10 protein-coding genes are annotated in these 12,756 nt (G+C 68.7%); 3 read left to right on the forward strand and 7 right to left on the reverse strand.

Going from position 1 to position 12,756, the window contains the following annotated elements:
* Positions 1–31 precede the first annotated feature (31 nt).
* Complete coding sequence (locus AB3K92_RS21135; RefSeq protein ID WP_369465748.1) at positions 32–2,263, forward strand: penicillin-binding protein 1A; 2,232 nt, start codon at positions 32–34, stop codon at positions 2,261–2,263.
* A gap of 46 nt (positions 2,264–2,309) precedes the next feature.
* Here the strand turns inward: AB3K92_RS21135 and AB3K92_RS21140 are convergent, their stop codons facing one another.
* Both AB3K92_RS21140 and AB3K92_RS21145 read right to left on the reverse strand, forming a co-directional pair.
* Positions 2,310–4,226 (reverse strand): WG repeat-containing protein, encoded by a 1,917-nt coding sequence (locus AB3K92_RS21140; RefSeq protein ID WP_369465749.1) that lies wholly within the window; start codon positions 4,224–4,226, stop codon positions 2,310–2,312.
* A 68-nt stretch (positions 4,227–4,294) separates the two neighbouring features.
* Positions 4,295–4,747 (reverse strand): hypothetical protein, encoded by a 453-nt coding sequence (locus tag AB3K92_RS21145; RefSeq protein ID WP_244113306.1) that lies wholly within the window; start codon positions 4,745–4,747, stop codon positions 4,295–4,297.
* Between the two features lie 279 nt (positions 4,748–5,026).
* On the opposite strand from AB3K92_RS21145, the gene AB3K92_RS21150 reads away from it, so the two are divergent.
* On the forward strand, positions 5,027–5,473 hold the full coding sequence (locus AB3K92_RS21150) for a nuclear transport factor 2 family protein (RefSeq protein WP_059496471.1): 447 nt from the start codon (positions 5,027–5,029) through the stop codon (positions 5,471–5,473).
* 33 nt (positions 5,474–5,506) lie between these two features.
* On the opposite strand, the gene add is transcribed toward AB3K92_RS21150, so the two are convergent.
* A complete protein-coding gene (gene add / locus AB3K92_RS21155; protein ID WP_369465750.1) occupies positions 5,507–6,607 on the reverse strand; it encodes an adenosine deaminase in 1,101 nt (366 codons plus the stop codon).
* A gap of 46 nt (positions 6,608–6,653) precedes the next feature.
* Entirely contained in the window at positions 6,654–8,003 is a 1,350-nt protein-coding gene (locus AB3K92_RS21160; protein ID WP_369465751.1) for an NCS2 family permease, read from the reverse strand.
* A gap of 94 nt (positions 8,004–8,097) precedes the next feature.
* Here AB3K92_RS21160 and AB3K92_RS21165 point away from each other — a divergent pair, with 94 nt between their 5' ends.
* Positions 8,098–9,009: a LysR family transcriptional regulator gene (locus tag AB3K92_RS21165; RefSeq protein ID WP_027790547.1), complete on the forward strand. Its 912-nt coding sequence runs from the start codon at positions 8,098–8,100 to the stop codon at positions 9,007–9,009.
* A gap of 55 nt (positions 9,010–9,064) precedes the next feature.
* Here AB3K92_RS21165 and AB3K92_RS21170 read toward each other — a convergent pair whose 3' ends face one another.
* From AB3K92_RS21170 to AB3K92_RS21180, 3 genes are all read right to left on the reverse strand, one after another.
* Positions 9,065–10,117 (reverse strand): nucleoside hydrolase, encoded by a 1,053-nt coding sequence (locus AB3K92_RS21170; protein ID WP_369465752.1) that lies wholly within the window; start codon positions 10,115–10,117, stop codon positions 9,065–9,067.
* A 10-nt stretch (positions 10,118–10,127) separates the two neighbouring features.
* Positions 10,128–11,240, reverse strand: coding sequence for a porin (locus AB3K92_RS21175; RefSeq protein ID WP_249454504.1), 1,113 nt, complete (start codon positions 11,238–11,240; stop codon positions 10,128–10,130).
* Positions 11,241–11,409: 169 nt separating this feature from the next.
* A complete protein-coding gene (locus AB3K92_RS21180) occupies positions 11,410–12,738 on the reverse strand; it encodes a hypothetical protein (RefSeq protein ID WP_369465753.1) in 1,329 nt (442 codons plus the stop codon).
* Between the last annotated feature and the right edge of the window lie 18 nt (positions 12,739–12,756).

The following is a 12,756-nucleotide window of genomic DNA, read 5'->3' on the forward strand; positions in this document are numbered from 1 at the left end:
TCGCGCCTCCTCCATCCGCGCTCCTGCCGCCTTGAACCGCTTCGTGCCGCTTCTTCGAGACGCGTGGCTCCGTTGCCGCGCCCGCGTCGCACCGCTGGCCGCCGCCAGCCGCGCGCGCATCCGTGTGCTGTGCGCCGGCGCATGGCATCGCCTGCGCCATCCGACGCGCCGCGGCGTCGCGCTGACGCTCGCCGCGATACCGATGGCCGGGCTGCTGGTGCTGCTCGCGTTCGTGCCGTTCACGCCGAGCATCGGCGACATCCGCAAGGCCCGCATCGACCGCCCCGCGCGCGTGCTGTCGGCCGACGGCCAGGTCATCGCCGAATTCCGGCCCGTCAACCGCGAATGGGTGCCGCTCAAGCAGATCTCGCCGCACATGGTCGACGCGCTGATCGCGACCGAGGATCACCGCTTCTACGCGCATCACGGCATCGACTGGCGCCGCACGCTCGCGGCCGGGCTGCATACGTTCTCGGGCAGCCGCCAGGGCGGCTCGACGATCACGCAGCAACTCGCGCGCAACCTGTACCCGGACGAAGTCGGCCGCGCACCGACGCTCACGCGCAAGGTGAAGGAGCTGATCACCGCGTTCAAGATCGAGACGGTGTACAGCAAGGACGAGATCCTCGAGACCTACCTGAACACCGTGCCGTTCCTGTACAACGCGTACGGCGTCGAGATGGCCGCGCGTACCTACTTCGGCAAATCGGCCGACCAGCTCGACATCGTCGAGAGCGCGACGCTCGTCGGGATGCTGAAGGGCAACAGCTACTACAACCCGGTGCTGAATCCGGAACGCGCGGTCCAGCGCCGCAACATCGTGCTCGCGCGGATGGCGGCGATGGGCATGCTGTCGCCGCGGCAGCTCGCGCAATTGCAGCGCCGGCCGCTGCGCGTCGACTTCGAGCCGCAGACCGCTCAGCCGGGCCCGGCTCCGCACTTCGCGGTGCAGCTGCGCAAGTGGCTGATCGCCTGGGCCGACCGCAACAACTACGACCTCTATTCCGACGGCCTCGTCGTGCGCACGACGCTCGATGCGCAACTGCAGGACATGGCGACGCAAGCGCTGACGCAGCAAACCGATCGCCTGCAGGCAGTCGCCGACAGCGCGTGGCGCGGCCCGTCCGGCTGCGGGCTGCGCAACGACCTGTTCCGCGGCTTCATCCGGCAGACGCCCGACTATCGCGACGCGCGCGCCGCAGGGCTCACCGATGTCGCCGCGCTGAAGCAGCTCGGCGCGAATCGCGCGTTCATGCATGCGTTGTGCGAACGCAAGACGCAGGTGCAGGCCGGCTTCGTCGCGATCGATCCGCGCAACGGCGCGATTCGCGCATGGGTCGGCAGCCCCGACTTCGGCAGCGAGCCGTTCGATCACGTGGTGCAGGCGCGGCGCCAGCCGGGTTCGACGTTCAAGCCGTTCGTCTATGGCGCCGCGTTCGCGGACGGCATGCGGCCGGGCGACACGTTCGTCGATCGCCCCGTCGCGATCCCGATCGGCACGCACGCGGTGTGGCGTCCGACCGATGCCGAGCCGCCGACCGACGCACCGATGACGCTGCGCGACGCGCTCGCGCTGTCGCGCAACCGCATCACCGCGCAGGTGATGCAGCGCGAAGGCGCGGCCAGGGTCGCGCAGCTCGCGCGCGCGATGGGCGTGCGCGAAAGCCCGCTCGACGCGGTGCCGTCGCTCGCGCTCGGCACGAGCCCCGTCACGCTGAAGGAAATGGTGTCCGCCTACGGGACGATCGCGAATCGGGGCGTATACGTCGCGCCGCAGATGATCACGCGCATCGAGGATCGCGACGGCAAGGTGCTCGCCGCATTCAACAGCGCACCGCCCGAACGCGCGTTGCCGGTGGCCGCCGCGCAGACGCTGGTCGACGTGATGCGCGGCGTCGTCGATTACGGAACCGGCGAGGACATCCGTTCGCGCTACGGAATCCGCGTCGACGTCGCGGGCAAGACCGGCACGACGCAGGACAACACGGACGGCTGGTTCATCCTGATGCATCCGCAACTGGTGGCCGGCGCGTGGGTCGGCTTCGACGACGGCAACGTGACGCTGCGCAGCGACTACTGGGGCGCGGGCGCGCACAGCGCGTTGCCGATCGTCGGGGCGTTCTACAATGCGGCACTGCGTACGCGCGCGATCGATCCGCGTGCGCAGTTCTCGCCCGACTTCCGGCCGCGCAGCGCACCGGCGCCGGCGCCGAAGCGGCGTCCGCACCCCGGCCTGTTCGACTGGCTGAGGTTCTTCCGCTGAACGTCGTGCCTGCATGCCACGCCGGCATGCACGCCAGCGGCCCCGGCTAGCGCCGCGTCGTCGTCGCGTGCCCGTCCGCGTACAGCCATACCGGCACGCCGTCGTCGCGCAACGCGGCGACCGGTTCGCCCATGCTCCAGTTCTGCGCGACCTCGGCACGACGGACGTACCACGGCATCAACGTCGTGTGCCCGGCAGCGGCATCGGGATCGTCGTCGAACAGCGCATCGTCGCCGATCCGCGTGTAACGCGCCGGATGCAGCACGGTGCCGTCCGCGCGAAACACCGTCGCCCGCACGTCGTCACCGCCCTCGTCCTGCACGCAGGCCAGCCAGCCGTGATCGGCACCCCAGAACAGGCCGGCCACGTCGTCGTAGCGCCCCTGCACGACCGTCGCGCCCGTCTCGAGATCGCAGATCGCAACCTTCACCGGCTCGCCCGGCAGCACGCCGATCGCGTACCGCGTGAACAGTTCGCCCGGCACGGCTTCTTCATCGGGCAACCACGGCAGCGCCCCCATGTTGACGAAATCGAACGGCGTCAGCACGTGGCCCTGCCCGTCGACGATCGCGCAACGCCCGTCGTCGCGCCGCACGACATGGCGGATCGCACCAAGCTCGGACAGCATGTCCGTCCGTTCGTCGTCGGTCAGCGTGGCGATTTCCGCGTAAAACGGCTCGACGACGACCCGGCCTTTCGCATCGACCAGGCCCACATGGCCGTTGCGTCGCGCGAGGAAGGCGCCGCATTCGGACGACCATTCGAGCGCGGTCCACTCGGGCGGCGCGCGCCATTGCCCGTCGCGCCCGATCAGCCCCCACTGCTCGCCTTCGGATACCGCCGCGACGGCGCCGTTCACGAATTCATGTGCATCGTCGAAGCGCGGCGGAATCACCCACGCGCCGTGCGTGTCGACGAAGCCCCAGCGGCCGTCCAGGCTCGCGGACGCAACCCCGCCGGTGAATTCGCCGAAATCGTCGAGCGACGGTTCGAGCACCCACGCGCCGTCCGTGCCCACGAGCCCGAACCGCTCGCCGACGCGCACGCACGCGACGTCGCCGCTGAAATCCCACACCGCGTCGAACGCCGGTTCGCGCACGATCCGCATCTCGTCGCCATCGCCGTCGACGTCGCCATCGGCGAACAGCAGGCCGACCTTCCCGTCGCGCGCGGCCCACAGCAACCGGCGATCGCGCGCGCCGCTCGTCCACAGATTCGTCCACTCGGGCGGCACGATCACGTGCCACGCGTCGCCGACTTCCCGCCGCACGCCCCACAGGCCGTTGCGCGCGCGAAAGCTGAACGTGCCGTAGCCGAGCCAGTTGCCGTGCACTTCGCCGGCGTCGAACATCTCGGCAAACGCCACGCCGCGCGGCGGCTCCTGTCGCTGGAAATAGTAATGCGACACGCCGCCGAACCCGAAGCCCCACGCCCAGTCGCGCCAGTCGGCGGGCGTATCGATCTCGAGCACGTCGCGCACGCCGCGCACGTCGCGGAAATCCATGCAGTTCGCGACCCGCCACCACAGGCGCGTGCAGTTGTCGCGTTCCTCGCGGATGAATTCATCCGGATCGCCGCCGTCGAGCCATGACAGTTCGTCGAGATTCGCGGACAGCCGCGGTGCGCCGTGCGCATCGCCGAACGCATCGATCGACTCGCCGAGGTGACGCACGAGCGCATCGAACTGGCGCGCGAGCGCCGGATCGTCGCCGGGCAGCGGATACGCGACGACGAACGACGCGAGCCGGCTGAGTCGCGCATGCGCCGCGCGTGCATCGCTCACGAGGTTCGGCGTGCCGGCGTCGCCGAACACGCGCTGATCCGTTATCGCGTCGCCTGCGCCGCCGTCGGCGAGCAGCACGCGCCACAGCAGCGGAAAGTGATTGTTGGATTCCGCGAACTCGATCGTTCGCGCGTCGTCGCCGTCACCGGCCTGGAGATAAAGCCATGATCGATTGCCCATCGGAAGGGTCGCCCTCGTCGTCGTGTCGTTGTGTCGTCGTGTATCGCGGGACGTCGGCTCGTACGCCGTCAGCGTGCCGCGGCCGGCGGCGAATCGCCGCGGCGCGCAACCCGATACAGCTCGATACCGTCGACCTGGAAGCCCTGTACCCTGCGCAGCAGGACGCCCGTGGTCGAATGCTTCGTGGTGAAGCTGTTGCCCGTGATCGACGTGACCTGATACGGCGAGCCGATCGGCATCTTGATCAGTTCGCCGCCCGGCACCTCGAGCACACAGGCGCCCGGCGGCGCCTTGTCAGGGCCGTCGGTTTCCAGCTCGGCTTCCTGCGTCGGTGCCGTTTCGGCACTCCACTGGCCGGCGTCGCGCCCGCGCAGCACGATCTTGCCGCCCACTTTCTCGACGCGCAGCGTCGCCGGCTTGCCGGCGGCCGGCGCGTAATCGCCGAGCAGCCCGTCGCAGGCACTGCCGGCTCGCGCGGACATCGAGACGAACAACATCAGACAGAAAACAGGAATGCGCACGGCGGCCCTCTCAGGATTCGAATTATTGTCGGAATGCCGGCGCGAGCGCGCACGGCGGCAGCGACACGACCGGGTGCCGCCGTGCGCCAATATAGCGAACGCGACCGACGTACGCCAGCCCGCAAGGCTGGCAGGTCGCGCCAGGCGATGCGAAGCCATGGCGGGATGCGTGCGCGGCATCGCGCCTGAACGATGCGCCGCCTTAGTCCACCTGGACGAAGCGGCGCGGCCCCGCACCGCGCACCATCGCCGTCATCGTCCATCGATGCCGGAGGCCGCATGACCGCAAGCGCTGTCGAGATCGCGAACCTGCTGTACCGCTACGCGGCGTTGCTCGACGCGGGCGACCTGCCGGGCATGGCGGCGCTGTTCCGGCACGCGCGGATCAAGGTCGCGGAAGATGCGCCGACGATCGGCGCCGATGAATTGCTCGCGCTGTTCGACGCGCGCGTGAAACGCTACCCGTGCGGCACGCCGCGAACGAAGCATGTGATCACGAATCCGGTCATCGAGATCGACGAAACCGCGCAGCGCGCGACGGCTCGCTCGTACTACACGGTGCTGCAGGCCACCGAAGGCTTTCCGCTGCAGCCGATCGCGGCGGGCCGCTATCACGACGCGTTCGAGCGCGTCGACGGCGCGTGGCGTTTCGCGTTTCGCGACTACACGCTGTGCGATCTCGCGGGCGACCTGCGTTTCCACCTGAACGAAGTACCGGCCGGCTGACGCGCCGGCCGGCCGATATGGCAGGCAATGCGCTCAACCGGCCGCGAGCGTCGCGGCCAGCGTATCGAACTCCGGCACCCACGCCGCACGCCACCCGGCCTTCGTCGCATCGTCGACCCACGCGCCGTCGATCCCGTTCAGCATGAATTGCTTGAGATCGGCGAGCGTAAAGCCGAAATGGCTGAACATCAGCTCCCACGCCTCCGACGGGTTGACCTTGTGCAGCGTCGGATCGTCCGTGTTCGGGTGGATCTTCAGCCCGAGGCCCGGCATCTTGCGCATCGGATGCCGTTCCGCCCATTGCTCCGGCGGCAGCGTGCGCAGGTAGTACGAATTCGTCGGCACGACGGTGAAGACGATCCCGCGTTCCGCGTAGCGCGCGCACAGCTCGGGGTTGTCGACGATCGTATAGCCGTGATCGACGCGATCGACCTGCAGCAGGTCGACGGCCGTCTCGACGTTGCGCCACGGCATCCCGAACTCGCCCGCATGCGCGGTCGTGCGGAAGCCGGCCGCGCGCGCATTTCGGTAAGCCTTCCAGAACAACTCCGGCGGCCGGTCGTTCTCGCGATAGTCGATCCCGAGCCCCGCCACCTCGTCCGCGCGATTCGCCTTCATCCATTCGACGATCGCCACGGCCTCGTCCGGATCCTGCTCGCGGTCGATGCTCGGGATCAGGCGCGCGCCGATTCCGAAATCGCGCGCGGCGTCGCGGATCGCCGTCACGATCGCGGCCTGCGCGTCCGCATACGCGATCCCCGACACCCGCACCGTGCCCGTCGGATTCCAGAAGCATTCCGCATGCCGCACGTTGTGCGCGGCCGCATCCTCCAGATACTCGTAAGCGATGCGCCGCAGGTCGTCGGGCCGCGTGAGCAGATACTTGTCGAGCGCGCGCAGCACGTGCAGCACGCCGACCGGCTTCTCGCCGCGCGCATAAAACGCGTCGATCTCCGCGCGCTCGATCGGCGCGCCGCTGCGTTCCGCGAGCGCGACGAACGTGTCGTGCCGCACCGCGCCGAGCAGGTGGCAATGCAGCTCGACCTTCGGCAGCGCGTGGAAGAAGGCCCGATGGGCCGGCGTGATCTCGATGCCCGTGCGCGCGGCCGGGACGTTACCTGGTGTTGCCTTCATTGCAGTCTCGTTTTGGGTAGTGCCGATACGTCGCGAAAGCCGTCTCTCAGTGCGGCTTCACGACGGTCCAGAAGTAATAGCCGATCGGCAGCGCGAGCACGACGAGCCCCCACGACACGTCGCGCCGGCGGCCGGCCAGCAGCTTGACGAGCACGTAGCACAGCAGCCCGCCCGCGATGCCGGTGCCGAAACTGTTCGACATCAGCGTGAGCAGCACCATCGACATCACGGGCAGCGCATCGGTGAAGTCGTCGAAATGCGTATGGCGGATCGTTGCGAACATCGACAGCCCGATCAGGATCAGCGCCGGCGCGGTCGCCTCTTTCGGGATCGCGAGCGCGACCGGCACGAACAGCAGCATCGCGGCGAACAGCACGGCCGCGGCCAGCGACGACAGCCCGCTGCGGCCGCCGGCCTCGACGCCTGCCGCCGATTCGATCAGCGCGGTCAGCGCGGGAATGCCGAACACGGGCCCGATCGTCGCCGCGAGCGAATCGACGAGGAACGGCCGGTTGATGTTCGGCAGGTTGCCCTGTTCGTCGAGCAGGTTCGCCTTCGCGCCGACCGCGAGCGCGGTGCCGAGCGTCGAGAAGAATTCCGCCGCGAAGAACGCGAACAGGTACGGCGCGACCGCGAGGCTCAACGCGCTGCCGATGTCGAGCTTGAACGCGATCGGCGCGATGCTGTGCGGCAGCGACACGAACGACGCGGGCAGATGCGTGACGCCGAGCGGCACGCCCGCCGCTGCCGCGACGAGGATCGCGATCAGGATCGCGCCGGGCACCTTGCGTGCCTGCAGCACGATCGCGACCGCCAGGCCGATCAGCGCGACGAGCGCACCCGGCCGCGAGAAATCGCCGAGCGCGAACGCGTTGGTCTTCGCGTTCGCGACGACCATCCCCGCATTGCGCAACCCGAGCATCGTCACGAACAGCCCGATCGACGCGCCGAGCCCGAGCTTGATCTGCACCGGTATCAGCTTCATCACGACGCCGCGCGCACCGAGAATCGTCAGCAGGAGGAACAGGATGCCCGACACGCACGCGATGCCGAGACCCGTCTGCCAGCCCACATGCTCCGTCGTCGCGAGCGTCACGCCGATGATCACCGAGCCGCCGATGCCGGGGCCGACCAAGAACGGCAGGTTCGCGTAGAGCCCCATCAGCGTCGTGAACAGCACGAACACGACGATCGTCGCGGTCGTCGCCGCGCCGCGCTCCATGCCGCCCGTCGCGAGCAGCGACGGGATCACGACGAGCAGGTACGCGGCCGCGAGAAACGACGTGACGCCCGCGATCGTCTCGGTGCGCACGCTCGTGCCGCGCGCGGCGAGCGCGAAGCGGCGTTCGAGCCAGTTGGCCGGCGCGCGCGCCGGCATCGTGTCAGTCGCTGACATGGTGGTTCTCCTGTGATTCCGAATATTGTCCTGTGTCGATGCACGCAGCGCGGTCTTATACTGCCGCGTACCGCACCCCGACCGTTATTGCCCGATGTCGTCCGACCGCTCGTCGCTGCTGCCCGCGCTCACGCTGCGGCAGGTTCAGCACTTCGTCGTGCTCGCCCACGCACGCAGCTTCACGCAGGCCGCGCAGGCGCTGTCGCTCACGCAGCCCGCGCTCACCGCGTCGATCCGCCAGATCGAGTTCCTGCTCGGCGGGCGCCTGTTCGCGCGTTCCGCGCACCGGCTCACGCTCACCACCGCGGGCGAAGCCGTGCTGCCGCTCGCCGAACGCCTGCTCAACCAGGCACGCGGCACCTTCGACGACATGACGCGGCTCATCGGCGAACGCATCCAGACCGTGCGTATCGCGTTCATCCCGTCGGTCGCCGGCCGCCTGCTGCCCGCGCTCAACGCACTGCGCGACGCCCACCCGACGCTGCGCTTCACGCTCACCGACCTGCCCAACAGCGCACTCGTCGAAGCCGTGCGCGACAGCGTCGCGGATCTTGGCATCGGCGTACGCGAACCCGACAGCGACGACGGCACGCTGCGCTACCGGCAGCTGTTCGAGGACGAGATCGTGATCGTCGTGCGGCACGACGATCCGCTCGCCCGCGCGAAAAGCGTCACGTGGGCGAAGCTCGTCGATCGCGAGCTCGCGGTGTTCGTGCGCGGCAGCGTCAGCGAATCGCTGCATCGCACCGGCGGCGCCGAGAAGCTGCGCCTGAACGTCACCTACCGGATGGAATACACCGAGCCGCTCTACGCGCTCGCGCGCAACGGCCTCGCGACCGCCGTGCTGCCGAGCCTCTATACGATGCATCTGCACGATCCCGAACTCGTTGCGCTGCGCGTCGACAAGCCGCGCGTCACGCGCGCGATCTCGCTGATCTCGCTCGCCGGCGACGATCGCGGCCCGCACGTGCGTACATGCCGCGAGTGGATTGCGAAGCACATCTGATTACGTCGGCCGAGTGCGGTTCGCGGTTCGCCGTTCGCCGCACGAGCGCCCGCGCTCAGGGCAGCTTCGCGATACGCTCGACGAGCGTCGCGTAGAAGCGGTCCGCGTCGACCTCGTTGATCCACATCGCGTTCGCCGCGCGGCCGCTGCGCCCGTTCCAGTCGACGACGGTCTCGCCGAGCGTCCACTGTCCCGTCGTCTCGACCATCACGTTGACCTTGCGCCCGCCGAACAGCGTCGGATCGACGAGGTAGCCGACCGCGGTCGGGTCGTACATCGGCGCGTCTTCAGCGCCGCGCCGCTTCTTGTTGTACGCGAGTTCGGCATCCATGATGTCCGCGACGATCGCGCCGCAGCGGTTGCCGAGCGCACGGAACGGTGCGACGCGCGCCGGCGTGATCGGCGCCTTCACCGCGACATCGCGCGGCAGCACGACGATCGGCACGCCGCTGCCGAACACGACTTCGGCCGCCTGCGGATCGACGTAGATATTGAACTCGGCGGCCGGCGTGATGTTGCCGCGCTCGAAGAACGCGCCGCCCATCAGCACGATCTCGCGCAGCGCACCGCGAATCTGCGGCGCCTCGACCAGCGCGGTCGCGACGTTCGTCAGCGGGCCGAGCGCGCACAGCGTCACGCTGTTCGGCGCCGCTCGGCTCAGCGTATCGACGAGGTACGACACCGCGTGGCCTGCCGCGAGCGGCGCGCGCGGCTCGTGCAGTTCGACGCCTTCCAACCCCGTCTTGCCATGCACGTTCGCGGCCGTCACGAGCTCGCGCACGAGCGGCCGCGGACAGCCCGCGTAGACCGGCAGCGTCTTCGTGCGGCCGGCCCAGTCGCGGATGATCCGCGCATTGCGTTCGGTCAGGTCGAGCGGCACGTTGCCCGCGACGGCGGTCAGCGCGCGCACGTCGAGGCGGTCCTGCGCGCCCAGCGCGAACAGGATCGCGATGGCGTCGTCCTGCCCCGGGTCGGTATCGATGATCACCGTGCAGCGCGCGGCATCGCCGCCGGCGGCGAACGCGCCCGTTTCGGGCAGCAGCGCAGTGCCGGCCAGCGCGGCGGACAGTTTCAGGAAGGTGCGGCGGGATGCGATCGGATGGGTCATGGTCGGGCGCTCAGAAAACGTGCCGGACGCCGAGCGTCGCCATCATCTGACGCGTGCCGGTCGAGCGCGCATACGCGAAGATCTGCGCATGGTCCGCGTCGCCGGCCGCCTGCTGCGCGATCACCGTCAGCGCGACGTCGGTGCGTTTCGACAGGTAATAATCGGCCTGCAGGTTCACCTGATGCCATTTCGGCCGCTTGTCGATCACGTCGTACTTGCCGTTCGTGAACGCATACGCGGCGCCGAGAAAGAGCTGCGGTGTCATCGTGTAGACGACGTTCACGCCGAGGTTCTGCAGGTGCAGGTGCGAATTGTCGAGGTAATCGTAGCGCACGTCGGTAAACATCGCGGCGAACTGCGCGCGGCCGATCGTGTAGAAACCGCCGGTGCCCGCGATCCGCTGCCGGCTGGCGTAAGCCGCGGGCGTCATCGCGCTCTTGCTGAAGATCAGCAGCGGCGACGCGTAGTCGTTCGCGATCGCGCCGTCCTGGTTCGTCGCGCTGTAAGGGTGGTTGTACTGCGCGTAGACCACGCTCCAGCGCAGCGGGCCCCGCTCGTAGCCGAGCCCGAAGCTGTAGGCGCTGTTGTTCGCGAAACCCGTCGCGTTGCTGAAGCCGTACAGCGCGGTGAATTTCAGGCCGTGGTACACCGGGCTCACGTACTTCACCGAGTTCTGCACGCGGATGTCGTTGTAGCCGTTGTCGTTGTCGCCGATGTTCACGCCGTTGCTCGCGATGATCACCGGCCCGATGTAGTCGTGGATCGCGTCGTACTGGCGGCCGAACGTCAGCGAGCCGTAGGTGCGGTCGGCAAGGCCGACATAGGCCATCCGCCCGAACTCGCGGCCGTTCTGCGCGGCCGTGCCCGTCATCACGTTGAAGCCGTTCTCCAGCTGGAAGATCGCGGACAGCCCCTGCCCGAGATCCTCCTTGCCCTTCAGCCCCCAGCGCGGGTTCTGGTTCGTGCCGGACAACGCCTGCCACGCGTTCTTGCCGCCCTGGTTGGTCGCGAACCCGACACCGGCCGAGATGAGACCGTACAGCGTGATGCTGCTTTGCGCACAGGCATGCGTCGCGAAGGCGCCGAGCATCGCGAGCGGGGCGAGCTTGTAGAGAGTTTTCATGCGGGTCGTGTGATCGGTGGTGGTCCAGGCGCGGCAGGGTTCCGCGAAACTGGCCTCGACTATACGAACCCGGATCGGATAATAAAAGTTTGCTTTTCTTATGTATCAATAAAACGGATTTATTCTCATCCTGGCATCGCCTGCAGCCGTCAGCCCCGCGAACCGGCGGTCAATCCGCCGTGTCGCCGCCCTTCGGCACCTTCGACCACGCGTTGCGCCCCGGCATTGGCGCCCAGGCCGGGCGCGTCTTGCGTGCGCTGTCGACCACGACCAGATAACGGCCCGCGATCGGCGTGACGTCGCGGTCGCGACGCAGCACCCACAACGACTTGCCGGCCTCGACACGCGCCTGGTAATCGTCGTCGAGCAGGCCGTGACGATCGAAGAACGTGTTCAGCGACGCGGGAATCCGCACGCAGCCCTTCGAGTGCCGGATACCGAGCAGCGCTTCGAGCCGGTCGGGATCGGTCGCATGCATCTGGAAGCGCATCGGCGACACGCCGCCCTTGCCCCAGCCGCGCTCGCCGTCCACCCAGCCGAAGTCGTAGATGCGCATGTCGCGGCGGCCGTAGCCGCGAATGCCGTTCTCGTTCGTCGTGCCTTCCGCGCGGAAATCCATGTTGTCGGGCGAGTGATGGAACACGCCGAGCGGCGTCACGAAATGGTCGTACTTGCCCGGCAACCCGGTGCCGACCGGCGAAGCGCCGATCATCAGCCACGCGTTGGCCGGCGTTGCACGGAAGTAGATGAAGAGCGCCTGCACGTTCGGCGCGCGGTCGACCATCGCGACGTATTCGCCGGCGAGGTCGCCGAGTTCCGCATCGGCGAGCGCCTCCTGGAGCCGCTGGCCGTAGGCGCGCTGCTCGCTTGCGGGCACGTTCAGGCGCCGCGTGACTTCCTGCGTGAAGCGCTTGCGCATGTCGACCGCGCGCGCCGTCGCATTTTTTGCTTCTTCTGCCGATAGCGGCGGATGCCGGCGTGGCGGTGTCGGCGCGGGTGCTTCGGCCTCGCTCGCGGCGGTGGCGGAAGCGGCGGACGCGGGCGCAGCGACGGAAGCGGCTGACGCGACGTCGGCAGCGGAAGTGCCGGAAGCAGTCGATGCACCCGATGCCGCGCTGGCAGGCTCCGCATGACGCTCGTGCGACGCGGCTGACGCGGGCTGTACGGCCGACGCCCCCGACGACGCATGCGCAGGCGAGCCTCGTTGCGCATGAGACACCGCCGACGCGGGCGGCGCAACTGATGAGGATGACGGAGCAACGGACGACGAAGGGTCGGACGCGGCAAACGCAGGCGGCCCGACAAGCACGGGAACGATCAGGGCAACAGCGAGCGACACATACGCGGCGACTGTGCGGGTACGGCAACGCGACTTCGAAATGGGCCGCGTCAGGCTGAAAAGCATCATACGTTCGAAGCCATCGGCCGATCCGGCCGCCGCATGCTGCAGTTGCGGGCGGCGCATCTTCCGCGCGAGCCATCGACACGTCCGGCGCATCGTGTGCGCCCGGCGCCG

The organism is Burkholderia sp. Bmkn7, assembly GCF_041103175.1.
GTDB lineage: Bacteria > Pseudomonadota > Gammaproteobacteria > Burkholderiales > Burkholderiaceae > Burkholderia > Burkholderia cepacia.